Genomic DNA, 24845 nt, shown 5'->3' with positions numbered 1-24845 from the left:
CTATAGCGATTACTCCCCCCAGTCCTGTTTTCTTGATTATACAACAATCCAATTTTGGATGGCAGAAATGACAAAAAAACTTCAAAACCGTTTGACGTCCTGGACGGTTTTGAAGTTTGCAGCCTTATTTCAAATAACGTTAAGGTCCCTGTTGTTAAAGGAGGCCACATTCGATTTGCGTTAAGTGCGTTTGAATTTTGAAATTCCCAACTTAAGTTTCATGGACCAGCCCCCAAGGCTTTATTTAGTCATTCAAATAATTTTCCAAAGCAATCTGCACGCGCTGGCGTTTGCGCACAATTTCAGGCGAGACGTGCGGTAAATAGCGCACGGTTACCTTTGCTGGTGCGATAGCTTGTTGATCTTTATGAATCATTTGCCAAATGGAAAGCAACAGCAGGGCACAAACTGCAATCAACGGGAATCCGGCAATTGAACTAATTGCCTGAACAGTTTTGAAGCCGCCAACAAAAACAATCCCAAATGAGAAGATAATAAAAACAATGACCCAAATCAGACGGTTGAATTGACTAGGCTGTTCACCAGGTTTTAAGTGCCGACTTGTAAACGAGGACACGATAAAAGCCGATGACGAAATTGTGGTGGCCAAAAAGATAAAACACGAAATGCTGTAAATAAGTAACATCAGAATTTTCAGAGGTAAGGTACTGATAACGGCGGCAATGGCTGCGGCTTGTCCCTGAGTATTGAGAATATGCACGAGGTTAATGACGCCTGCCTGTTGGAGGTACAGCGAGTACCCACCAAGAATCGCGTAAAAGCTCATACAGCCAAGGGCCCCATAGCTGAGCATCCCCAAAATAACTTGGCGAATAGTGCGACCACGTGAGATTCGGGCGATAAACAGGCCCATGACGGGCATATAGGAAAGCCACCAGCCCCAATAGAAAATCGTTTCTTGTTGAGCAATCCCGGGTTTGCCATTCGTTGTGGTGCTGGCACTCATGGTAATAAATTTTTGAACCATCAATTTGAGACTATTACCCTCATCGCGGAAAATAGTAAGGGTGGGGCCGACAAACAAGACGATGAGTAAAAAGCCGATGGCCGTCCAAATATGAGCAGCACTAAGTTTGTCAATACCACCTTTAATCCCATGGAAAACGGTAACGGTAAAAATTATAAAAAGAATTAGAAACATTGCTAATTTTAAAAGAAGGTTGTCAGGGATCCCGGTCAATTGGTTGATGATCTTAGAGAGCACGGGAATTTCCATGCCGACAGAAGAACCAATCCCACCCATAATGCCGAAAACAACGAGAAAATCGATAATCTGACGAATGACTTTTTTGTAAGTTTCGGGTCCCTTTAAAAATGAAATGGCGGAACTGATGCGCATCACATGGACATTTCGGACATACATAACGTAAGCAATGGCAATTGTGGCTGAAGCAAACATCATCCAAGCCATGGGTCCCCAATTAAATTGACCAAGCATGTGTGCATCGCCATAGGCAGCAGCCGAGTAGGGTTTGTCGCCGAAAACGGGGCTTTGAACGTAGCGCAGGGGATCAACCATACTAAGCATGAGAATGCTGGCGTCGATGGCGGTTGCAAAGACCATGCTCCCCCACTGAAAGCTACTGTATTCAGGCTGGTCATTTGGCTGGCCGAGTTTAATGTGGCCGAAGTGGCTGAAGGCCAGGTACATGAAGAATAAGAAGTTAATGATGTAAATTCCCAGGTAGGCCCAAGCCATGTGCGCAGTGATGGTGTTCATGATGTTGCTGAGAACGACACGAAGGTGTGAGCCGCCGACAATGAGTCCAAGGGAAACAAGGACGAAAAGGCTGACGGTGGGAATGAAGACGGTGCGGTCGATATTTTTATGGTGTAAAATGATGGTCCTCCTAAAAAAAGTGAGTGTAGGGAGGCGTTAAGCACTTACCTTTTAAGAGCGCCGACGCGGGGAGAATCCCAGCGCAAGGCGGGCTTAAAAGGTAAGTGGTGCCTCGAGGAACTGTCCTAAAAAAAGTGAGTGTAGGGAGGCGTTAAGCACTTATCTTTTAAGAGCGCCGACGCGGGGGGAACCCCCAGCGCAAGGCGAGCTTAAAAGGTAAGTGGTGCCTCGAGGAACTGTCCTAAAAAAAGTGAGTGTAGGGAGGCGTTAAGCACTTATCTTTTAAGAGCGCCGACGCGGGGGGAACCCCCAGCGCAAGGCGAGCTTAAAAGAGAAGTGGTGCCTCCAGAAGCTATCCTAATAAAGTGAGTTATACCCATGAGCAAACAAAAAAACGCCCTGCAATTATCCCATCAGGATATCTGCATAGCGTTTTAAACTGATACAAATACTAATGAATTCGCTCGCTTTTTCGTTGATTGAATTTAGTTTTTGATCACATCCCCATTTGAATCAAGACGATGAATAATTCTTGCCGGATTACCTGCAATGACGACATCGTCCGGGAAAGACTTAGTGACCACCGCACCGGCGCCAACGACAACCCGATTACCTAGGGTGACACCCGGCAGAATGGTTACTCGTCCGGCCAGCCAAACACTGTCACCAATGGTAATGGGCGCTCCCATTTCAACATCGGCATTACGCCGTTTCGCGTCCAAGGGATGGACAGGTGTGTAAAGACCAACATTCGGGCCAAAGTAACAGTGGCTGCCAATGGTTATCGGACAAGTGTCCAGTAGGGTAATATCATAGTTGCCATAGAAATGGTCGCCAATATGAATGTTAAATCCATAATCAAACTTAAAGTCACTTTCGACAAAGAAGTGTTCGCCGGTCTCTTCAAGTAGGGCTTGGAAACGGTGGTTGCGGTTTTCATTATCAGTAATCTGGTTAATCTCTTGGAGTTGTTGGCGAATAAACTTGCGGCGAGCCACTAATTCAGCATCAAACTCCTGGTAAGATTCACCAGCGGTCATTTTTTCTCTTTCAGATTTCATAGTTTAAGCGTACCACTTTTAGGCTGGTTTGTTAAAAACGGGTGAAAGACCCAATGATTTTCAGAGCTGCTTGCAAAGTCTGCTGTCCCATTTGCCGGGCTTCTGGTGTCCAAGTCGTACTTTGAGTTGAAAAAGCTTTTGTAACTTGCTGCCAGTGCTTTAACAAATCATTAACGGAAACGGCTTGAGAAGCGTTGAGAATAGCTTCAAACGTCCGAATAAATTCGTGAACAACTTCAACAGGTTGTTCGCTAAGCCAAGGCTGAAGGCTATTTTTGAAAAAGGCGGTGTCGGTGGCAGCTCGACCTAAAATGAACGGCTGATTATCGTGAATCTGCCAACTATAAAGATCGTGTTGCCAAACTCCGCTGGCTGTGCTTGCCACAATATTCGGTAAATTCATATATTGTGAACCTAATCCAAAAAATGGTAACTGCGGCAGATAGGTTTGAAAATGTGTTTTGAAAGGATCGGAAATAGGCCGTGTCAAAAAGGTTTGCGGGCCGTCAAGATTCACGACGGCGCAAAGACGTTGTTGGATAGCAGCGGTTACTTGACAGGCAGCATAAATGGCCATACTGCCACCAAGAGAAAAGCCCACGAGTTGAAGCTGAGCATGATTAGCCGTTGCCACGGTTTCTAAATAGGTTTGGGCAAAATTTTGCCATGGTCGGTTTTTAGCTTGAGCTAAGGTTTGTAGGTCGGCCCGCCAACCCAGTGTCGTACCCTCAGCTCCGCGGAAAACTACAACTTTATTTTCTGAATTGAGTTGAACGGTAATTGCCGCGTATGGCGTCAATAAATTAGCGGGCGGGGCTACTTGAAAGCCACTAAGCCGCACCTTAGCGTAACGAAATGAACGAGACAACTTTTGGATGAGCTGTGCGTCATTAGGTAAGAGGAGTTTTTTCGAGTTGTCCGTTTGTTGGTGTGAGAGAAGGTGAAGTGCGTCTGGCAGCGCGACTGAGGAAGTCAGATCGGCTGGCACAATTCCCGTTAAAGGTAGGAACGGTAGCCGGCTTAACAGCATTTGGTCAGCAACATTCAAGTTAGCGGTTACCGGGCGATTATAGTTATCTAGATAGGTCAATAGGTCTAACATTTTAGGATCTCCGTCACAAAAGTTTTAGGTATTGCTATCTTAAAAATTACCATTGCAACGCTAGCGAGTCAATTTGCATTCTGGTTTAGATTTTGTAGGAACACGTTACCAAAAATAAAAATGCTTGCTTATTTAAAGAACAGCTTGTACAATAAACTTATTCACTTACAAAAAGTAAGCAAAATCAAACAAACCATTTAGAAACCGGGGTAACTGATATGACAAAAATGAAAGCAGGACAAGCCTTAGCAAAAGTTTTAGAAAGCTGGGATATCGATCATCTTTACGGTATTACAGCGGATTCCATCAATAACACAGTTGATGGGCTCTACCAAGAGCGTGACAAAATCAAATATATTCAGGTACGCCATGAAGAAGTCGGATCATTGGCCGCAGCGGCAGATGCGAAACTAACCGGGAAAATTGGGGTAAGTTTTGGGTCGGCCGGACCAGGAGCAACCCACCTATTTAATGGTTTGTATGATGCCAAAATGGATCATGCGCCGGTCCTCGCCATTGTGGGCCAGTCAAGCACAGGGGTAATGAACACCTCATTTTTCCAAGAAATGAATCAAGATCCTATGTTTGTGGACGTTTCCGTTTTTCATGAGCAGGTAGTAAGTGCCCACCAAATTCCTTATGTGGTTGATCAAGCCATTCGAGCGGCCTATGCGCATAAAGGGCCGGCCGTTGTGATTATCCCCGATGATCTTTCGGGACAAGAAATCGAATTTACGGACTTTAAGACAGCTCCTATTTATAAGGAAGAAATGCACACTAAATTTGATGAAGCGACAATTGATGAGGTTGTCGCTGATTTGAAGGCTGCCCAGCACCCGATTATTTGGGCGGGGGTCGGTTTAAAAGGGACCACGAAAGAGTTAGTGGCGGTCTCAGAGAAATTTAGTTTGCCAGTCCTTTCCACCGTTCCGGCGACGGGGGTTATGCCAACTGATCACCCTAATTTCATGGGCTCGCGTGGACGTTTGGGGACAAAACCGGGATTTGAAGTTTCTCAGATGGCCGATCTGGTCCTTTCAGTAGGCACAAATTATCCTTTCTTGCGGTTTTTACCAAAGGGCGTAAAGGTCATTCAGGTCAACAACAATCCAGCCGACATCGGCAAACAACGTGACGTTGACTTAGCCATTTTAGGGGATGCTAAAGATTTTCTGAATGAACTTTTAGCCCGTGATGTCACCATTGCGCCCACCAAGTTTTTGCAGGCGGCCCGTTTAGATAAACAAAATTGGGATAACTGGTTGGACAAACTTGCTGACGATGATTCCGACGGTTTACCGGCTGAAGCGGTTATGAAAATGATTAAAGCCCACGCTGCAGATGATGCCATTTTTGGCGCAGATGTCGGCAACAATACCGAATGGGCTATTCGTCAACTACCGTTAAATAAGGACCAGAAATTCACCTTATCTTCTTGGTTTGCAACCATGGGTTACGGGTTACCGGCAGGTTTGGCCGGCAAGTTGAGTTTTCCCAAACGGCAAGTGTTTACCATCTCAGGTGATGGCGGCTTTGCCATGGTCATGCAAGACTTGCTGACCGAAGTCAAATACCAGTTGCCGGTTATTAATGTTGTCTTAGAAAACAAGGTATTTGGATTTATCCAACATGAAAAAATTGCTGCTAAGCAGGCACCTTATGGGATTGATTTAATTGGCGCTAACTGGGCCGGCATTGCTGAGAACATGGGAGCCATTGGGTTTACCGTAACGGATCATGCCTCACTGAAAGCCGCATTTGATGAAATCGAAACGCTACAGAAAAATGGGAATACCAAACCAATTGTGATTGACGCTAAGATTAAAAATGTCGATCCGATTGACACGTCGTTTATGCCAGTGGATCCGGACCAATTCGATCAAGAAACCATTAAGACTTATAAACAAACATACAATGTGTTTGGTCAACCAGCCCTGTCAGAAATTTTAAAAGAACTTTAAAATAAGACATCTTTTGTCTACAAAGAAGCCCCAACTGTTAAACTTGAGCAGTTGGGGCTTTTTGTATTGGCAAAAATAGTTTTGCAGCTAAAGTTACTTCCGCCGCCATTGTAAGACACCGTAGTAAATGAGGCTAATGAAGCTAATTATTGAGATTAAAATGCTGGCCCACTGTGATAAGGTCGGCACGTATTGAATTTTAACCACGTTTTTGTTTCCCGCCAGTTCTAATTTTAGTAACCGAAATTTGTCGTGACTAAATTTAGCCAGTTTCCCGTTAACCCAGACGCGGTAATGACGACTTTGATAAAGATAAAAGGGTAAAGAAACCGTCGTTTTTTTACCAATTTTCGGAGTTGTAAGGATGACACCATTGGGAAATGATTTTAAATGGTGGATTGTGCGTAGCTGGTTGTGTATAAACATGTGTCGGGTAATAACCGCGTTATAGGTTCGCCGATTCTGTAAGTTACTGTGATTGGGATTGATTGGTATGTAATCCTTAGTCGGTATAATCATTAAAAGGTACTTATAAGCTTGTTGATTAATTTTGATATGATACCGAAAGGCTAACGGTTCGTTTGGTGAAAAGGCACGGTTCAGTGTGGGATCTTGTTTCTTGCTCGTCACAAATTGCGAAATTGCACCCACACTGAGCAGAATCAGCGAGATGACAATTAGAGATTCAACGTAGGGGACTTTAATGAAGCTCAGCGCTTTTGTGCCTAATACGCAAATCAAGAAGTTGGCAATAATAAAAATGCGCCAAGGAAACTGAATCATGCTGACACCGGTATTTTGCAAGAGTTGCCATGGAAAAAGCTTAGTTGAGAAAAAAATACAAAGGACGCTCCAAAAGGCAATCTGACGATCCATATCCGTTAAATTGGAAAAATAGAGCAGTGTAAAAATTCCGATTACCAAAGCCACAAAACCTAAGTTAAATGTCGGACTAGAGCCAAAAATTTGGTTTGAAAAAGAAGATCCAAAAAGATCTTTGGGATTTAAGGCGGTTTGTGCCAAAATAAATGGGCGTGGGGTTTGAATAGGTACTGCCAAATAGGTTGTGATGAATGAATATAAGAAGCCAGCGGTTAGTCCCAAAAAAGCCAAGATCGAGAATAAAAGTTTAATTCCACGCTGTTTCAGTAAAGAGATTTTTTTGAAATTAACCACCGTAAGGATGCCTAAGAAGCACGTGACAATGATAAAGCTCAAAATATGAGCATACAACAAGAGCGCCATGCCAACAGCCAGCCATGGCCACATTTGCATGTTTCTAAACAATGTTTCATAAAATCCCCAAAAGACAAGGGGAATGACGCTGAGTGCGATAAATTCGGCAAGGTCAAAGCGATTGAAAATATCAATGAGACGATAGGATGAAAAAAAGTAGAGATTCGTAAAAATAAAGGCTTGTTTAGCAGACCCAGAAAAAGAACGAAACGTAAAGTGCGCAATGACGCAGGTTAGTAAGTTAATCAGCATGAGCCCCAGATAAATTGCATGAATCGGATTGGGGATGATTAAACGAAGAAAAGCGAATGGATAGAGCCACAAACCAGGATAGAAAAGATTTGTTGCAATTCCGATTCGATTGGTTGAAAAAGTTGATAGAAACACAAATAGGTTGTGCAACTTTAAGTTGGCAGCCAGTTCTTCAATTCGATTAACGTGAAATTGAATGTCATCCCCAAGGTAAAGATAGCCATTTTTTGATAGAATAAAAAAGAGTAAAACACTGATAAGTGCGTAATAAATAAGCAGTGTCCAGTTTTGCAATTTTTTATTGGTTTTGAACTGTTGTGCAAGATTCATGATAGCTACTCCCCCTAACGGACTACTGTCAGCATTATAGCATAATTGCCATTGAAATCTGCAGAAACCCACGACTGGTAAGCCAGCAATGGTATAATTTAAAGCATAATAGGCAATCCAAAAATAAAGAGGTCAAGGTAAGTATGAAATTAATTTCTTGGAACGTGAACGGTATTAGAGCAGCAGTCTCACATGATTTTGTTTCGACATTCAACGCCTTGGATGCTGATATTTTTTGCATCCAAGAAACAAAGATGCAAGAAGGTCAATTGCAATTAGAGCTTCCTGGCTATTATCAATACTGGAACTATGCTGATCGAAGAGGTTACTCAGGGACGGCAATTTTTACGAAAATAAAGCCTTTGCGTGTTAAATACGGGATGGGCATTGACGTCCACGATCACGAAGGTCGGTTAATCACCTTAGAGTTTGCCAATTTTTATATGATTACCAGCTATACGCCTAATTCACAAACTAAACTCAAACGACTTGACTACCGGATGACATGGGACGATGATTTCCGAAATTATGTCACCACATTAGGACAAGCCAAGCCGGTCATTTTCTGTGGTGATTTAAATGTTGCCCATCAACCAATTGATTTGAAAAATGACAAAACGAACCACCACAATGCCGGTTTTACGGATGAAGAGCGCCAAAAATTTAGTAAATTGCTGGCAAGCGGGTTTACAGATACTTTCCGTTATTTTTATCCCGATAAGACAGATAGTTATTCTTGGTGGAGCTACCGGTTCCATGCACGTGATCACAACGCCGGATGGCGAATTGATTATTTTGTGACTTCTAACGAGCTACAGGCTAATTTAAGAGACGCTAAAATTCACACCGAAATTTTTGGCTCAGATCATTGTCCAGTTGAATTGGATATTGATTTAACTTAATTAGGAATATTGGAGGAATAGAAATGGCTTTACCAAAACCAGTGACAGCATATTCAGAACAAGAGGCAAGTGAGGCTGCAATTGCATTACGCCAAACGTTAAACCAGTGGAGTGAAGACTATTACACCAAGGATAACCCGGAAGTAGAGGACCATGTTTATGATGCAGCTTACCGGGATCTTCAGGAGTTAGAAACGGCCTTTCCTTCAATTGTGACACCGGATTCGATTACGCAGCGCGTGGGTGGCGCAGTTCTGAGTGGTTTTACCAAAGTTAGACATGAGATTCCAATGTTATCTATGGGAGATGTTTTTTCACGGGATGAATTGACAGAATTTGATCAGCGGATTCAAAAAAACGTTGGTCATCCAGTTGCGTATAACGTGGAGTTGAAAATTGATGGCTTAGCTATTTCTTTGGTTTATGAAAATGGTAAGTTGGTCCAGGGCTCGACACGTGGTGATGGCACAATCGGTGAGGATATCACCCAAAATTTACAAACAATCAGTTCTATTCCGCAAACCTTGACTAAGCCTGTATCTATCGAGGTCCGTGGTGAATGTTACATGCCCAAACAAGCTTTTGCGAACCTTAACCACCAACAAGAAGAACGTGGGGAAGCCGTATTTGCTAATCCGCGCAATGCTGCGGCTGGCAGCCTCCGCCAGTTGGATACGCGCGTAACGAAAGCCCGTAAGTTAGATACTTTCATTTATACAATCAGTACTTTTGACGATTTGCAAGTAAAGACCCAGCACGAAGCGATTGAAACGCTTGAAGAATTGGGCTTTATGACGAATCCGACGCAACGCGTATGTCATAATTTAGAAGAAGTTTGGCAATATATCGATGACTATCAAGCACAGCGCGATGACTTACCATACGGCATTGATGGAATTGTGCTTAAGGTGAACGACCTTAAATTACAAAGCCAGCTGGGACATACGGTTAAGGTTCCGCGCTGGGAAATTGCGTATAAGTTTCCTCCCGAAGAAGCGCAAACAGTTGTGCGAAAGATTGAATGGACTGTGGGACGAACAGGGGTTGTCACGCCAACTGCAATTATGGATCCCGTCCAGTTAGCTGGATCTACTGTGGCGCGCGCAACGCTAAATAATGTGGATCAGATAAAAGCAAAGGGTGTGCAACTAGGGGATACCGTTAAACTGCATAAGGCGGGCGATATTATCCCGGAAATTACTGAAGTTGTGCTGGAAAAGCGGCCAACTACTAGCGAAGCCTTACAAATTCCAACCCAGTGTCCTTCCTGTCATCGTGAGTTAGTTCACTTAAACGGCGAAGTAGCTTTAAGGTGCATTAATCCAGATTGTCCAGCCCAAATTGTGGCCCGCTTGGAACACTTTGCTTCACGAAATGCCATGAACATTAACGGTTTAGGACCGCGCTTGTTACAGGTTTTCTTTGATCATAAGTTGGTGCGCAGTTTTGCTGATCTCTACGCCCTCACTCCAGATGAGCTGACCCAATTAGATAATTTTAAGGAGAAGCGGGTTAATGGATTGCTTGATGCCATTAATCAAAGTCGCCAAAATTCACTTGAACGGTTGGTCAATGGGATTGGCATTCCCGGCGTCGGCACCAAAATGGCTCGTATTTTAGCAGAGCATTTTGTAACTATGCCGGCGTTAATGGCAGCTAGTGCGGAACAATTGACGGAGATTGATGCGATCGGCGAAATCTTGGCCACAAACATTGTGACTTTTTTCCAAAGTGAGGCTGCAAAGGCAACCGTAGCGGAACTGGCTGCAGCGGGTGTAAATATGCGATTTGAAGGCGCAACACCTACGCAAGTTGAAGATAATTACTTCAATGATAAAACCATCGTCTTAACCGGGAAACTCGAAAATTATACCCGGAATGACTTAAAAGAAAAACTCGAAAATCTGGGTGCCAATGTGACTGGCTCCGTTTCAAAGAAAACTGACTTGTTAATTGCTGGTACAGATGCTGGCAGCAAATTGACCAAGGCTCAAAGTCTAGGTGTCGAAGTGATTGATGAAGCCGAACTGGAAGATCGTTTTGCTAATCAATAGGTAAAGTGATAAATTTATTTAGTTAAGGTAACAAAGTATTTTACAGGGATTTGTTGAAAGGTTGTTTAAATAGATATGGCAAAGTCAATTTTACTTAGTGTTGTAGTTGCTTGTTATAACGTCTCAGAATATTTAGCGGAATGTTTAGATTCGCTAGCTAATCAAACTTATAAAAAAATCGAAGTTATTCTAATTGATGATTGTTCAACAGATGATGGCAAAACAGCATCATTGGTTGAAGCATATGGAGAAAGATACGATAACTTCTTCGCTTACCATAATGAACACAATCTAGGGTTGAGTGATACAAGAAACAAGGGGATTCGTCTTGCTAAAGGGGAATACATTGCATTTGTTGATGGTGACGATATTGTTCCAGCGAATGCCTATTTAAATTTGGTCGGTTCCGTAACTGAGACTCACTCTCAAGTGGCAACCGGATTTGTAAGAAGGTTTGACAAAAATCGGGATAAACCTTCCTATCTACATAAATTCGCGATTTCGGATACCATTCAGAAAACAAATTTGGAACAAAATCCTGAATTAGTTTATGATTCCACTAGTTGGAATAAACTTTATAACTTGAAAATGGTCCGCGAGCATCAAATGAAGTTTCCGGCCAACATGTTATATGAGGATATTCCGTTTGTAATGCAAGCCTTTACGATCGCTAGCCAAGAAACCAGCATTGATGTGCTTTCAAATGTGGTCTACCGTTGGCGTTGGCGTGATGGTGACAGCAAATCCATCACGCAAGTAAAAAACGCCATGAAACCTTATGGCGATCGCTTGAAAATTTTGAATATGGTGCGTGACTACTTTATCAGCCAGCAGGTAAGCCCCGCGATTCTGCAGGAATTTTATATCAAAGTGTTAAAAATTGATATTCCCCTTTTTATGGATGATATTGCAGATGCCGACGAAAATTTTATAATGGACTTTCAACGGGCAACCTATCTCTTTTTGAGAGACTGGCAGCTTATTGATAGCGAATTATACACCCAATTATCTATTAAAATGCAATCGCAGTACAAGGCTTTGTTAAGTGGGAATTTTGCCGAATTGAAGCGTTACTCATATTCTGGATTCAAAGGGAAGCTATCCAAACGTTTCATCCACCACTTTTTCACTCCTAAATTGAAGGATGCCAAAAACCAAAAAGTGAAAAACAAGTTACTATCGGTAAAGCTTTTGGATAATGACCCTAAGAGCGTTCAGATCGAGGGTTACGTCCAGCCGACGGATTATAAATTACACCGGATTTGGTTTAGTTCCCATAATTTAAATGAGCAGCTAGTTGCTAAATTGGTAAATATCGAAACGGGCAAAGAACGACAAGTTCAAATTCACCGGTTTCAATCAGCAGGAAACTTTCATTTAAAACGACAACCGGAACCTTATGCCCACTATCTTGTCCAGTTTGACTTTGCGGAAGCCCTTCGCACTTTAGGGGCAGGTTCGTGGAAACTCAAGATCGTGATAAATACGCATGGACAAACGCTGGAATCCTTTGCTGGACAACCCGTTCGGCGCAGCGGTAAGATGCATGCGTTTACTGACGAAGCGACCCACTTGAATGTTTCTCAGAAATTCAACAAACATTGGGAATTAGTTTTTGTGGTCAAAGAAGTTTTAAATGTAGCTAGCCGAACAGAAACGGCAGGAATGAATTCGCTGCTTGGAGTGGCGGTTGCGGGCCGTTCCTTAAAATTGACCTTCGCGCTTCAAAACGAAGCGTTGCAGCCGGCGCTACGGTTGAATGGTCAGGAAATTGGTCGTTTGGACAAACGTTACCATGATGGCCTTGCGGCAGACTTTTTGATCGACTTGGATGAATTTCAAGCCAATCAAGGTGTCATGAAAAAGCTGGCGATGATCGATACAGCTACTAACCTGCCGATTGAATACGCCATTAATCATGCGAAGAAAAATGAAATTTTGACCATTGAGGGGCAAAATATCTTCATTTCGTATCAGGGTTCAAGTGATATTTGGTTAATGAAAGAAACACAGATTGCAGAAATTTTGCGGGCTGAGTGGCAAGAAGACGAGGCTCAAAGTAATTTAGTACTGGAAATCGCGAATAAAGCAGCATTTGATAACTTGGACTTAGATGGCACGGGAACGATTGAACTCTTATCCACGAATAAAAAAAATCGGTACTTATCTATTGGCCATGTTGAAAAGAGTGCTGAAGGTTTTGTTGGAACCCTGCCACTGCTGCAACAGGAAAAATTACAGGTGCTTGGCGGCTCTTACAAAATCTACTTTGTGTTGCACGGTACTAACATGAATCTTCGGGTACGGGTCTTCGATGCTAATCATCGGATGGAGCAATTAGCTCCCCAGCAGACCAAAAATGCGACTTTCACATTGACACAAAGTGCAGATGGTTTTGCTGTGTTGAAGGTAACACAGGTGGCCTTTTGGATGGACCGGACTAAACTGCGCCGGGGGATTAGCTATTCCATCCTATATCCACTGATGCGTTTGCTCCCGATTGATAAAAAATTAGTTATTTTTGAGAGTTATTGGGGCCAATACTTTAACGGTAGTCCCAAGGCAATTTACGATTATTTGCGTGAAAATCACCCGGAATTGAAGTTTGTCTGGATTTTAACCAATGATCAGATTTCTATTGAAGGCAACGGTAAGGTCGTTAAGCGATTAGGCTTTAAGTACTGGTACTACATGGCAAGGGCAAAGTATCTTGTCCAAAATACTAACTTCCCAAATCAGTATTCAAAACGTGCTGGTCAAATTGAAGTCGAAACGTTGCATGGCACGTTCATGAAAACAATGGGCTTTGATGAACCGCATTTTAAGCATGCTTCTGGCCGGGTACAGCGTAACTTTGCGATTCGAAATGACCGGTGGGATTTATTGACCGTTCCTTCCACCTATATGGCTGAAACGGCAGTAAAGGCTTTCGATTATAAGCAAGAGGTTGCTAAATCTGGATTTCCGCGTAATGACGCTTTGTATGCGCATAACAATCAGCAGTATATTATGGCAATTAAAAATAAGCTCCGCATTCCATTGGATAAGAAAGTCGTTTTATACGCACCAACATTTAGAAGTAACAGTAATACCTTCGACTTTGAGCTTGATTTAGATAAGTTACGTGAAAAATTAAGTGATGAGTATGTTGTCTTGGTCCGGTTACATTACTTTGTCGCACATTCCATGTCATTTTTAGATCACAGCGGTTTTGTTTTTGATGCCAGTGACTACCCAGACATTGCGGATTTGTATTTAATTAGTGATGTGATGATTACGGATTATTCTTCAGTCATGTTTGATTATGGTTATTTGAAGAAACCAATGATCTTCTTTGCTTATGACAAAGATTGGTACTTGAATGGCGATAATCGTGGAGTTTACCTTGATTATGACGAGACGGTTCCAGGACCAATTGTGGAAAACACCGAAGAAATTGTCGCTTGGCTCCAGAAACTGCCGGTTTTGCAGCAAACTTACGCCAACAAAATGGATGCTTTCTATGATAAATTCTGTGAATTTGGCCGTGAAGGCACCGCCAGCAAAGAAATTTCGGAACGAATGCTTCAGTTACAACCTACGGAACAGGGATCCATCGTGAAACATCTCTTCTGGAAGAAGATTTTACGTGTTAGCCGGTTAAATAATTTGCAATCGCGATTGCTAAATTTCTTGAGCCGACACTTGAAGAAGAAAAATATTATGATTTTTGAAAGCTTCTTTGGTACACAGTATTCAGATAGCCCTAAGGCGATATACTTGTATATGAAAAAGAATCATCCTGAGTATCGCTTATATTGGAATGTCAACAAGAATAACGTGGCGTACTTTAAGGAGCATCAGATTCCCTACATTACGCGTTTTGGGTATAAGGGGATCTTTAAACAGGCGCAGGCTAAATACTGGATAACCAACACGAGACGACCATTTAGGTGGCAAAAACCAAAAGATGCAAAATTGATTCAAACTTGGCACGGCACACCACTAAAGACCATCGGGACTGATGTGCAAAACGTCACAATGCCTGGGGTTACACAAAGAAGATATCATAAACAAGTTATTCGTGATTCCGCACGCTGGGATTACCTAGTTGCGCCGAATGAATATTCCTATACGATTATGCAACGGGCCTTTCGAAAGTCTTATCATCAAATGATTAGTAGTGGGTATCCCCGAAATGATGTGTTGCAGCGTCCTTCGTTGAGTCAAATAGGAACTATCAAACAAAATTTACAGATTGCAACGGATCAAAAAGTTGTCTTATATGCACCAACTTGGCGTGATAATGAGTATGTCAAAGTGGATGAATATCAAGCTAAATTACACCTCGATTTGGACCTGCTGCTTGAAAAGCTCCCGCAAGACGTGACGATTCTAATCAGAACCCATTATTTGATCGCAAATCAACTGGATCTTTCTAACTATGGCAGCCGGGTAATAAATGTCAGCGACTATGAAGATATTACGGAATTATACTTGATTGCGGATGTTTTAATCACTGACTACTCCTCTGTGATGTTTGATTATGCAAACTTAAAACGACCAATGTTGTTCTTTGCTTATGATTTGGAAGATTATGGCGATGCAATCAGAGGCTTTTACTTCGACTATGAAGAAAATGTCCCAGGGCCGATTGTAAAGACGAATACCGACTTGGTGCAAGTCCTCACAGATATGCTGCACAATCCACAACACTACACCCAAACGGAACGTTACCAACGATTTGTTGATAAATTTACGCAGTGGGAAACGGGTAACTCAACCCAAACGTTAGTTGAGTATGTTTTACAGGACAAAAAGTATGGTATTGACTCACAACCTCTGGAGAAACAAGAAGTTGTCATTCAGGATGGCTCTCAGTTCTGGGGAGATCTACCGGAGCGAAGACCATTATCCTTTGTGCGTAATTATGATCAAAGAGCGACCCATCACTATGTTCAACTTCAAGCTGCCCGAATTCAGGATCCCATTCGCCAACGCGCGGTGGGAGACACGTACGTGCAAGTTGTCGAGCGTTCCGACACACAAAATCCAGTGTGGGTGAGAGCTGAAGATATCCATTCGTGATAAACGTAATTGACGGCACTAAGTTAAAAAGTTATACTGGCACAATGTGAAAGAGAAATTATATAAAAATTGAGAGGCAAAAAAAGATGCATACGATGTTTCAGATAATTTCCGAACAGTTTTCCAACTTCAAAATTATTCGGAGAATGGCAAAATTTGATGACAGAGCCACTTATCAAAGCCATTATTTAGGATTGGCTTGGGAGTTCTTAAATCCGCTCATCCAAATTGGAATTTATTATCTTGTTTTCGGTGTTGCATTAAGACGTGGGGACCCAATGCCAGGTGTCCCATACTTACCATGGATGGTAATCGGAATTACACCGTGGTTGTATATGAGTAAGACTGTCTTAGATGCATCCAAAAGTGTCTACCAACAGGTGGGCTTAGCATCCAAAATGAAGTTTCCAGTTAGCATATTACCATCAATCAAAATTATGGGGAATTTAGCTAGTTTTTGGACAATGCTGGCATTTTCGGTTTTCTTAATGTTGGTTAATCATATTTATCCAACTGCTTCTTGGATTCAGTTCATCTACTACTTTATATGTATGATTGTCTTGCTTTATGCATTTGGAATTTTTAATTCTACCGTGACAGTTCTAATTCGCGATTGGCAAATTACATTACAGTCCATTTTGAGAATGTTATTTTACATGAGTGGGGTCCTTTTTAATTTTGAGACTTCTAGTTTCCCACGACTTTTAATCCGAATTCTGGAGCTGAATCCATTCTACTACGTCATTAACGGAATGCGAGAATCACTGCTAAATAAAGGCTGGGTTTGGCAAGAACCAAATCTTACCATTACGGTTGTGTTCTGGACGTTTACTTTTATTGTGATGGTATTTGGAACATTCTTGCACAATAAATTCCGTGCTAACTTCGTTGATTTGATTTAGGAATGGAGAAGGATCATGTCTGAGAATTATAAAGTTAAATTGGAAAATGTTACTAAAGAATATGATTTATATCGCAGTAAGAGTGAAAAGCTCCGTGGATTTTTCAACATTGCCAAACATAACGAAATTCCCCATTTTTGGTCATTAAAGGGAATTAGTTTAACCATCAATCCGGGAGAAGCATTCGGGGTGATCGGTGTCAATGGTTCTGGGAAATCAACGATGTCTAATATTATTTCAGGTATTATTCCGCAAACTACGGGTTACGTGGATGTCCGCGGAGACACCTCGATCGTAGCTATTAGTGCAGGCCTGAAATGGAGTTTAACAGGATTAGAAAATATTCGTTTAAAGGGATTAATGCAAGGCTTATCTTTGAAGAAAATTGATGATGTGCGTGATGACATTATTGATTTTGCGGATATTGGGAATTTCATTGATCAACCGGTTAAAGATTATTCCTCAGGTATGCGTTCCCGACTGGGATTTGCGATCGCGGTGCATATTAATCCTGACATTCTCATTATTGATGAAGCTCTTTCTGTCGGTGATGATACGTTCTATCAAAAATGTTTGGATAAAATTCAACAGTTTAAAAAAGAGGGTAAAACGATTATCTTTGTCAGTCACTCTTTAAAACAGGTTGCCCTTCTTTGTGATCGTACTGCCTGGATTCATTTTGGCGAATTACGGATGATTGGTAACACAAAAGAGGTTATCGATGCCTATAAGAACTTCTCTTCGAATTTTAAAAAGAAGACGGCTAAGGAACGCGATAAGTATCAAAAAGATAAAAAGCAGCTGCAATTAGACTTTGATGTCCATGCTTATGAAAAACAAGTTGCCAAAGAAAAAAGCGAAAAAGACCAGGTTGCATTATCAACAGCCGAGAAGGATACCCATAAATTATTTTATGGTGAAGTTCTGCCGAGCAAAATGACTAAGTTGAGTAAAGTTTTGGTACTGTTAGCCTTTCTATGCATGATGTTTTTTGCACTGATTACGGTCTCAGGACATTCCATTACTAAGAGTATCAGCAACCCATCAGTTCTTTTACAGCCAACTATGACAGACCCTAATACAGGAAGTTCACAACACTTCAAGTAATGGCTTGTTAAAGGTGGCGGAACGCAAAGGGTTCAAGTCAGGACTTTTACAGATAATCTCATTTAAATAACGGTAACAAAAAAATTTCGATACTTAAATCGAAGTTTTTTGTTTGCTTATTTTTTGACTTCCGCGATCAACTTGGCCATTGCTTGGGCCTGATAAGCAGCGGTTGCCTTTTTAGTCGCTTCAGTGGTTAAAGCTTTTTGTTTTGCTGCGGACATGTCAGGATCTTTCTTCATAGCCGCAGACACGCTTTGCTTAACAGCTGCGGTGATATAAGCTTTGGCTTCTTTTTTCATCGAAGCGGATTGTTGTTTAACTAATTTCTGTAATTTTTTAGCTTGTGTGGAGCTCAAGGTTAACCAATCTTTGTTAATTTCAAAGGTGTTGCGGTGACGGATTAACTTATGATTGTTTCCGGCAATGCCAAACCAGAACTTATAGGCATTACTTTTGTACACCCAGCGTGTGGTTTTCGTGACTAACCGTGGTGTACCGGTGATCGTGTTAACTTTATTGGTTGTCTTAGTCGGATCAGGATTAGTGGTTTTCGGCTTCTTTTGGGAAGTCTGGGTTTTGTAAATGTAAACCCGATTCTTTTTTGATGTTCCCACATCTTGATATAACAGCATTTTTAACTGCTTGGATGGTGAAACAGAGACGAGATCTGAAGTTTGGGTTGTCGTGACCTTCTTCATACCAAAATGATCACAATCATTCATCATAATTAAACTTAAGGTTAAGGCGAACAGGGCCGCAATTGCCAGGCTAATAACGTTTCGCCAAAATGGTTTCGGAATGCTGACCATACTTATGAATAGCGCAATGGCGAGCAGAACTGCAGCAACAATAATCATTAATCTTCACCTCCATCTAAAGTAACTTCGGGTTTGATGGAACGAGGACTACGCTTGCTGACAAAGAAGGCGACAATCAAACCGATCGCACAAAAACCAATTGCAGCGGCAAATGCGGCGTGATAACCACTCAAAGTTGCATTCATATAAGCATTTTTATAACTTAATGGAGCTGATTTCAATAATGCTTTACTTGGCGACTGATTGGTTGTGACATTGGTTAAAATACTAATCAAAATGGCAGTTCCAACTGAGGACGCCACCTGCCGTAAAGTATTATTGACTGCGGTTCCGTTACTCATTAAATGCAGTGGTAAAGCATTCATTCCGGCAGTTGTGACAGGCATCATGGTCATTGAAATCCCAGCCATACGAATCCCATATAACACCACGATGTAAATCACCGGTGTTGTTCTGGTGATGAAGGCAAAAGGAATGGTTCCAGCAGTTAAGAGAAACATGCCGGTGATGGCTAGGCGACGCGCCCCAATACGATCAAAAATGCGGCCAGTGATGGGACTCATGACACCCATCATTAATGCTCCGGCCAGCAACGTCAAGCCAGATTCAAGCGCTGAATCTCCACGGACAATTTGCAAGTACAGAGGCAAGACCATTTCGACACCGACCATAGCCATATTGGAAACGGAACTTAAAAGTGCAGAAACAGAAAATTCTGGGTTCTTCAAAACACGTAATTCAAGGAACGGATCGTCAATGGTTAACTGACGCCAGCCAAACAGCAGAATAAAGATAACCCCAATGATTAAACTGATAATCACAATGGTACTGCCCCAGCCTTTGGTTCCAACTTCAGAAAAGCCATAAAGTAAAGAACCAAACCCGATAGTGGAAAGGGCTGCTGACAACCAATCAAGACTAGACTTTTTAGTCGGCAACACACTCTTCATGAGCCAAAAGCCAGCAATAATGACAATTGCGGCAATCGGAATCAGCATTCCGAAAAGTACCCGCCACTGATAAGTATCAATTACCCATCCAGAAAGGGTTGGGCCAATCGCCGGCGCCACCCCGATGACCAATCCCGCTAAGCCCATCGCACTACCACGACGGTTAGCTGGGAAGATGGATAACATCAGCGTCTGCAGCAAAGGCATCGTAATGCCGACGCCTAAAGCTTGAACCAAACGGCCAATTAATAAAATTTCAAAACTAGGTGACACATAACAAATAATTGTCCCAATTAAAAAGGTGGTCATTGCCCCTTCATAAAGTATTTTTGAGTTAACTCGTGAAGTTAACCAAGCACTAATTGGAATCATGATTCCGTTAACTAACATAAATCCGGTTGTTAACCACTGAACCGTCGAAGTATTGATATCAAAGCTCTTCATTAAAGTTGGATAGGCGGTAGACAAAATCGTTTGATTCAGCACCGTACAGAATGAGCCAACTAAGAGCAGGACAACCAACAGCGACCGGTTATAGGGTTTACCGTTTGTATCGACTGCTTTTCCCAAAATAAAGCTCCCTTTCGTAAAAAAATGTTCGAGAACTAATATAGGCTTTTAAATTTTCTTTGTCAACTAATTTGACACAAGTGTAAAAAAATATATAATTAATGTTAGTTATTCTGACGAATACTTTTTTAGATAAGTCAGTGTCGAAATTGAAATTGGTTTAGGATCATTATGAATTTGCTTCGCGTAAAAGCTGAGAGAAGCACGACAATTATTAAGTCATAAGTATGAAGAGATAGAGGAGAACAATGGGGATCGAGGTCAATCATGAATAACGATTTTGTTCAACGCGTCAAAATAATTATGAAACAGGGGAACTTTCTTTTAGGGATTGGTGACATTGCCAGCTCAACGGGAGTTTCACAACGACAATTACGCTACTGGGAAAAAAAGGGGTATATTCACCCTGCCCAGTCTTCCGATGCACACAAGCATCGCAAGTATGCCTACAAAACCTTAATGAAAGTAAGTATGATTCAATCGTATATCGATTCAGGGTATACCTTAAGTATGGCGGTCAAAAAAGCTTCCCAGCACGAAGAAATGTCAAATGCGCTTAAGCACCTAGTAGGGGATCGGCTGTTGGACTTTAAGATTATTGCGGATGGTTATGAGGTCGATTTTGGCCAAGTTGTTGGCGTGAGTGAAAAAAAACATTTAATTGCGGTAATTCGTTCGGGACACCCAGCAGAATTTGTGCTGCGAGAATTAGAAAGTGACGAACAGGCATAATGGCTCGAACAACAAATCAGTAGTTATTTGGCCGCAAAAGGTGTAGTATTGTTTTTGAAATAAAGTTAATAAGGTTCGTCTTCAGGGGCAGGGTGAAATTCCCGACCGGTGGTTATAAAGTCCACGACCCATCCTTGTGGTGGTTGAATCGGTGAAATGCCGATACCGATAGTTAAAGTCTAGATAAAGAAGATTGGATTATTTGGCTTACCGAAAATTCGATTGGTTTTTTATGCTCCGCAACAGCATAAGAGACCATTTTTAGTATAGTCGTTAATCCACCCGGGATGAGTCCTTTAAGGAGGATGTCTCACCATGGGTAACAAAAATGTTACGCGTTTGGTCGTCATTGCAATGATGGCGGCAATTTCTTATGTTTTACTGTTGTTTAGTTTTCCGGTTTTACCAGGATTTTCTTTTCTGAAAATCGATTTCGCTAATGTACCGATATTAATCACGATGTTAATTTATGGCCCGGGAGCCGGCATCGCAACCACCGCAATTGCTGGACTATTAGATGTTGTGACGAAAGATAGTAGTTTGGTAGGTATTATTGGCATTGTGGCGAATTTTTTAGCCACGATGTGCTTTGCATTACCAATCTACTATGCCGTCAAAAAACATGTGGGTGAAAAACTCAGTCGGCAAGTCCGTTATGTTATTCAGGGAATCGTTGTGGGGACGTTACTGATGGCAGTTTTCATGAGTCTAGCTAATTTATTTGTTTTACTGCCGCTATACTTTAAGTTAGTCAGCTTCCAGATTAATCTCTCAACGCTCAAGATGGTGTTATACGGTGTACTGCCATTCAATATCATTAAGGGTGTGATTGTCGGTATTGCGGTTGGGATCATTTATGCGCGGATGGTACCGTGGTTGCAAACCCGCTTTCAGGTGACACGACAAGCACGGCGCTAAGGTGCTTTCATCTCAATCAGCTAGGTATGGCGTTAATCAAAATTAAATCTTTCAATGAAGCAGACGGGCTGGAAAAATTTGGGTCTACACTTTCTGGTATTGGTGAATAACTGATACCAGTTTTTATTTTGAAAAAAAAAAGGACATTTGCCCTCTTTGTGTTACGATTTAATCGCCTAATAAAATCGAAAAGAGGAAAAACAAATGTCCCTAACTAATTCTATCCTAAGCCTATTCGAAATAACAGACCCTAATTTAACTGTAACTGAGATTACTAAGGAACATTATCCCAATGGGCAACACGTTCATGTCGTTCACGCTATCCTTTCCTATCAACTTTTAAAATGTCCTCATTGTGGCCATAAATCTCTAATCAAAAATGGAACTCACATTGGCCATCTAAGATTGGGAACCTTATCAGGTGGACGTTATGAGATGCAGCTAAAACGACAAAGATATCAATGTAAACGGTGTTTAAAAACCTGTGGTGCTCAAACTAACCTCGTTAAACGTAATGAAACTTTTACGCATAATGTGAAACATCAAGTAATTGTTCTGGCTCGGGATATGCTGACCAGTAAAGAAATCGCTAAGATTTGTGGGATTTCACCAAGTAGTGTTCAACGCATTTTAAATGCGAATATTCACTTAGCTTATCGTGTTAAAACACTCCCCCAAAATCTTTGTTTTGATGAATTCCGTTCCTGTAATCATCTAATGTCCTTTAACTGTTGCGATGCCGTTAGTCATCGCCGCATTGTGATTCTTAAGGATCGCCTTAGTAAGGATATCATTGATTACTTTGAAGCTCGCTATTCAGTTCAAGAACGTATGAAAGTTCAAACAATCACCGTTGATATGAATGCTGAGTATGCTGGCTTTATTCATCGGTTATTTCCTAAGGCAATAACCATCATTGACCGTTTCCACATTATTCAACTTGCCGGTCGGGCACTGGATAACGAACGTACACGTGTGATCCATACTTTTCAAGATAAGCATTCCCGAGTTTATCGCATTCTAAAATCTCAATGGCGTTTGTTCCATTTGGCAGAAGAAAAGGTCAATGATACTAAACTTATCTATTTACACGGTATCAACGAATACATGACCCAACAGAACGCCATTGACCTAGCCTTAGATGAATTTCCAGAATTTAAAACTGTGTATCAAACCTATCAAGGAATTCTAACAGCCATTCAACAAAAAGATGCGGTTGGATTTAAAACCTTGATTGCCAACTACAAGGCGGCTGGCAACCAAATGGATATTACTATCTCAACTTTAATAAAGAATGGTCCTGCTGTTCTCAATAGTTGTCGTTATCCGTATTCCAACGGTCCTATTGAAGGACTAAATCGTAAAATTAAGGTGTTAAAGCGTAGCTGTTTTGGTTTTCAAAATATTCATAACTTTTTCATTCGTATCAGTTTAATTTATGCGTAAACAAAAAAAGCACATTCACCGAAGTGAACATGCTTTTCAAAAATCTCCACCAATACAATTTGACAGAGACCCAAAAATTTCCAGCCCGTTTTATGTCGCCAAACTTGACTAGCTGAAATCAAAAAAATTGGCGAGGCCGTTAACGATGAAAACCGAATGATTCTAAGCATGAATCATTCGGTTTCCGAGCTTCTGATGACATCAGATTATTCTAGTGAATTGGATTGCTTGAACAACGCCGATACACGAAGTTGAGATATTTTTTTTAAACGACGGGGGCATTGTTGTTATGATCAAAATTTGATTTAGTGACCGTTAGTTTTTTTCATCAGGCAAGACAATCAAGTCACGCGTGATCTGACTAAGTCGCATGCAACCTGTTGGCGTTACCTGGACGTCATCTTCAATCCGGACACCACCTAACCCAACGACGTAGATACCGGGCTCAACCGTGAGAATTTCATTTTCGTCAACTTTGAATTGCGGCATTGCACCGTAACTTTGTGGATACTCGTGGATGTCCAAACCAATCCCGTGCCCGATGCCGTGGTTAAATTTTTTCCCATAGCCTTGGGCAGTAATAAAGTCACGGCCGACCGCATCCAAAGCTTTGCCGGAAACTCCGGGATGGATTGCAGCGATGACCTTTTCTTGAGCCTTTTTAACAATGGCGTAGATTTGTTTTAATTTTGGATCTGGATCACCTAGAGCAATGGTTCGCGTGATGTCAGACGTATACCCATCAACGTAGTAGCCAAAGTCAATGGTAATCATTTCTCCCGACTGTAAAATCTTAGTGGTGGCTGCACCATGTGGCATGGCGGCCCGTGCACCACTGGCCACAATTGTATCAAAGGAAGCGCCAGAAGCACCATGAGCCTTCATCCAGCCATCTAGGCAGTTAGCAACTTGAAGTTCGGTCATTCCAGCATGGATTTGCGTGAGTAAGTAGTCAAAGCCAGCCCCGGATAACTCAATCGCTTTTTGGGTAGCAGCTAATTCTTCTGGGCCTTTTTGGGCACGTAACGTATCTACAACTTGTGAGGTAGCCTGCAAGCTGACGTTGTCAAGCTTTTGTAGTAAAGCATAATCTTGATAAATGAGGGTATCTTCAAATCCGAGGCGCGTGATTTTTTTGGTATCCACAATTGCTTTGATGACCGCAAAATAATTTCTTGTAATGGTTAATGAAATACCGGTTTCGAGCGTTTCGTGGAGATCTTCTTCATACCGGGCGTCAGTAATGAGCGTAGCGGCGGTCGGTGTGACCAATAAACGGCCGTCGCCTTGTAAGCCGTCAAACCCGGTTAAATATTGTAAGTTAAATTGGTTCTCAATTAATATAGCGGTGAGCTTTAATTCAGGGAGTTTCGCCTGAAGTTTTTGGATTCGTTCTCCATACATGCCAGTTACCCTCTTTAATAAATTAGTTCAAAGTAAGCCAAAAGTTGTTGATTTTCGTGATGGCCACTTTTCATACCTTGTGACTACATAAATTCATTTTAACGTAATTTTAATATAAAACAACCAATTTTTGGGTGGCTTGCTGAAAATGAAGTGTAATTCAAATTGA

The 24845-nt window shown here is 41.7% G+C and carries 16 protein-coding genes and 1 riboswitch; of the genes, 9 read left to right on the top strand and 7 right to left on the bottom strand.

Annotation, left to right across the window (positions count from 1 at the left end; genetic code table 11):
• Nucleotides 1-244 precede the first annotated feature (244 nt).
• The 3 genes from ACLJJ6_RS08585 to ACLJJ6_RS08575 all read right to left on the bottom strand — a co-directional run bounded on the left by ACLJJ6_RS08585 (nucleotide 245) and on the right by ACLJJ6_RS08575 (nucleotide 4024).
• Complete coding sequence (locus ACLJJ6_RS08585; protein WP_412990459.1) at nucleotides 245-1825, bottom strand: BCCT family transporter; 1581 nt, start codon at nucleotides 1823-1825, stop codon at nucleotides 245-247.
• Between the two features lie 521 nt (nucleotides 1826-2346).
• Nucleotides 2347-2922 carry a sugar O-acetyltransferase gene (locus ACLJJ6_RS08580; RefSeq protein WP_412988983.1) on the bottom strand — a complete coding sequence of 192 codons (576 nt, stop codon included), beginning with the start codon at nucleotides 2920-2922 and terminating at the stop codon, nucleotides 2347-2349.
• 31 nt (nucleotides 2923-2953) lie between these two features.
• The gene (locus tag ACLJJ6_RS08575) at nucleotides 2954-4024 is read right to left on the bottom strand and encodes an Mbeg1-like protein (protein WP_412988981.1); all 1071 of its coding nucleotides are present in this window, start codon (nucleotides 4022-4024) and stop codon (nucleotides 2954-2956) included.
• Between the two features lie 218 nt (nucleotides 4025-4242).
• Here ACLJJ6_RS08575 and spxB point away from each other — a divergent pair, with 218 nt between their 5' ends.
• Nucleotides 4243-5985, top strand: coding sequence for a pyruvate oxidase (gene spxB / locus ACLJJ6_RS08570; protein WP_412988979.1), 1743 nt, complete (start codon nucleotides 4243-4245; stop codon nucleotides 5983-5985).
• 93 nt (nucleotides 5986-6078) lie between these two features.
• Here the strand turns inward: spxB and ACLJJ6_RS08565 are convergent, their stop codons facing one another.
• Nucleotides 6079-7803, bottom strand: a complete 1725-nt coding sequence (locus tag ACLJJ6_RS08565) for a hypothetical protein (RefSeq protein ID WP_412988977.1) — start codon at nucleotides 7801-7803, stop codon at nucleotides 6079-6081.
• Nucleotides 7804-7946: 143 nt separating this feature from the next.
• On the opposite strand from ACLJJ6_RS08565, the gene ACLJJ6_RS08560 reads away from it, so the two are divergent.
• The 5 genes from ACLJJ6_RS08560 (at nucleotide 7947) to ACLJJ6_RS08540 (ending at nucleotide 17835) form a co-directional block, all read left to right on the top strand.
• Entirely contained in the window at nucleotides 7947-8705 is a 759-nt protein-coding gene (locus tag ACLJJ6_RS08560) for an exodeoxyribonuclease III (protein ID WP_412988976.1), read from the top strand.
• Nucleotides 8706-8728: 23 nt separating this feature from the next.
• Entirely contained in the window at nucleotides 8729-10759 is a 2031-nt protein-coding gene (ligA, locus tag ACLJJ6_RS08555; RefSeq protein ID WP_412988975.1) for an NAD-dependent DNA ligase LigA, read from the top strand.
• A gap of 75 nt (nucleotides 10760-10834) precedes the next feature.
• Nucleotides 10835-15826, top strand: a complete 4992-nt coding sequence (locus ACLJJ6_RS08550; protein WP_412988973.1) for a CDP-glycerol glycerophosphotransferase family protein — start codon at nucleotides 10835-10837, stop codon at nucleotides 15824-15826.
• A gap of 86 nt (nucleotides 15827-15912) precedes the next feature.
• Nucleotides 15913-16728 carry an ABC transporter permease gene (locus ACLJJ6_RS08545; protein WP_412988971.1) on the top strand — a complete coding sequence of 272 codons (816 nt, stop codon included), beginning with the start codon at nucleotides 15913-15915 and terminating at the stop codon, nucleotides 16726-16728.
• A 15-nt stretch (nucleotides 16729-16743) separates the two neighbouring features.
• On the top strand, nucleotides 16744-17835 hold the full coding sequence (locus ACLJJ6_RS08540) for an ATP-binding cassette domain-containing protein (RefSeq protein ID WP_412988969.1): 1092 nt from the start codon (nucleotides 16744-16746) through the stop codon (nucleotides 17833-17835).
• A gap of 116 nt (nucleotides 17836-17951) precedes the next feature.
• Here the strand turns inward: ACLJJ6_RS08540 and ACLJJ6_RS08535 are convergent, their stop codons facing one another.
• Together ACLJJ6_RS08535 and ACLJJ6_RS08530 are read right to left on the bottom strand one after the other, a co-directional pair.
• A complete protein-coding gene (locus tag ACLJJ6_RS08535) occupies nucleotides 17952-18695 on the bottom strand; it encodes a DUF4811 domain-containing protein (protein WP_412988968.1) in 744 nt (247 codons plus the stop codon).
• On the bottom strand, nucleotides 18695-20176 hold the full coding sequence (locus tag ACLJJ6_RS08530) for an MDR family MFS transporter (RefSeq protein ID WP_412988966.1): 1482 nt from the start codon (nucleotides 20174-20176) through the stop codon (nucleotides 18695-18697). Before ACLJJ6_RS08530 ends, ACLJJ6_RS08535 begins: the two co-directional genes overlap by 1 nt.
• Nucleotides 20177-20443: 267 nt before the next feature.
• Between ACLJJ6_RS08530 and ACLJJ6_RS08525 the strand changes: the two genes are divergently transcribed.
• The 3 genes from ACLJJ6_RS08525 (at nucleotide 20444) to ACLJJ6_RS08515 (ending at nucleotide 23272) form a co-directional block, all read left to right on the top strand.
• Entirely contained in the window at nucleotides 20444-20908 is a 465-nt protein-coding gene (locus tag ACLJJ6_RS08525) for a MerR family transcriptional regulator (protein ID WP_412988964.1), read from the top strand.
• A gap of 73 nt (nucleotides 20909-20981) precedes the next feature.
• Nucleotides 20982-21106: riboswitch (FMN riboswitch) on the top strand.
• 117 nt (nucleotides 21107-21223) lie between these two features.
• A complete protein-coding gene (locus ACLJJ6_RS08520; protein ID WP_412988962.1) occupies nucleotides 21224-21826 on the top strand; it encodes an ECF transporter S component in 603 nt (200 codons plus the stop codon).
• Between the two features lie 204 nt (nucleotides 21827-22030).
• Nucleotides 22031-23272 carry an ISL3 family transposase gene (locus tag ACLJJ6_RS08515; protein WP_412988180.1) on the top strand — a complete coding sequence of 414 codons (1242 nt, stop codon included), beginning with the start codon at nucleotides 22031-22033 and terminating at the stop codon, nucleotides 23270-23272.
• Between the two features lie 315 nt (nucleotides 23273-23587).
• On the opposite strand, the gene ACLJJ6_RS08510 is transcribed toward ACLJJ6_RS08515, so the two are convergent.
• Nucleotides 23588-24676: a M24 family metallopeptidase gene (locus ACLJJ6_RS08510; RefSeq protein WP_412988960.1), complete on the bottom strand. Its 1089-nt coding sequence runs from the start codon at nucleotides 24674-24676 to the stop codon at nucleotides 23588-23590.
• Nucleotides 24677-24845 lie beyond the last annotated feature (169 nt).

Source organism: Pediococcus siamensis, assembly GCF_047220215.1.
GTDB classification, from domain to species: domain Bacteria; phylum Bacillota; class Bacilli; order Lactobacillales; family Lactobacillaceae; genus Pediococcus; species Pediococcus siamensis.
Note: the sequence above shows the minus strand (reverse complement) of the source record. Positions and strands in the feature narration are given on the sequence as shown.

Excerpts from the sequence above, each read along its gene's own strand:
- ACLJJ6_RS08510 (WP_412988960.1), bottom strand. The coding sequence starts at position 24,676 with ATGTATGGAGAACGAATCCAAAAACTTCAGGCGAAACTCCCTGAATTA.
- ACLJJ6_RS08545 (WP_412988971.1), top strand. The coding sequence starts at position 15,913 with ATGCATACGATGTTTCAGATAATTTCCGAACAGTTTTCCAACTTCAAA.
- ligA (WP_412988975.1), top strand. The coding sequence starts at position 8,729 with ATGGCTTTACCAAAACCAGTGACAGCATATTCAGAACAAGAGGCAAGT.
- ACLJJ6_RS08515 (WP_412988180.1), top strand. The coding sequence starts at position 22,031 with ATGTCCCTAACTAATTCTATCCTAAGCCTATTCGAAATAACAGACCCT.
- ACLJJ6_RS08525 (WP_412988964.1), top strand. The coding sequence starts at position 20,444 with ATGAATAACGATTTTGTTCAACGCGTCAAAATAATTATGAAACAGGGG.
- ACLJJ6_RS08575 (WP_412988981.1), bottom strand. The coding sequence starts at position 4,024 with ATGTTAGACCTATTGACCTATCTAGATAACTATAATCGCCCGGTAACC.
- spxB (WP_412988979.1), top strand. The coding sequence starts at position 4,243 with ATGACAAAAATGAAAGCAGGACAAGCCTTAGCAAAAGTTTTAGAAAGC.
- ACLJJ6_RS08540 (WP_412988969.1), top strand. The coding sequence starts at position 16,744 with ATGTCTGAGAATTATAAAGTTAAATTGGAAAATGTTACTAAAGAATAT.
- ACLJJ6_RS08535 (WP_412988968.1), bottom strand. The coding sequence starts at position 18,695 with ATGATTATTGTTGCTGCAGTTCTGCTCGCCATTGCGCTATTCATAAGT.
- ACLJJ6_RS08520 (WP_412988962.1), top strand. The coding sequence starts at position 21,224 with ATGGGTAACAAAAATGTTACGCGTTTGGTCGTCATTGCAATGATGGCG.
- ACLJJ6_RS08580 (WP_412988983.1), bottom strand. The coding sequence starts at position 2,922 with ATGAAATCTGAAAGAGAAAAAATGACCGCTGGTGAATCTTACCAGGAG.
- ACLJJ6_RS08565 (WP_412988977.1), bottom strand. The coding sequence starts at position 7,803 with ATGAATCTTGCACAACAGTTCAAAACCAATAAAAAATTGCAAAACTGG.
- ACLJJ6_RS08550 (WP_412988973.1), top strand. The coding sequence starts at position 10,835 with ATGGCAAAGTCAATTTTACTTAGTGTTGTAGTTGCTTGTTATAACGTC.
- ACLJJ6_RS08560 (WP_412988976.1), top strand. The coding sequence starts at position 7,947 with ATGAAATTAATTTCTTGGAACGTGAACGGTATTAGAGCAGCAGTCTCA.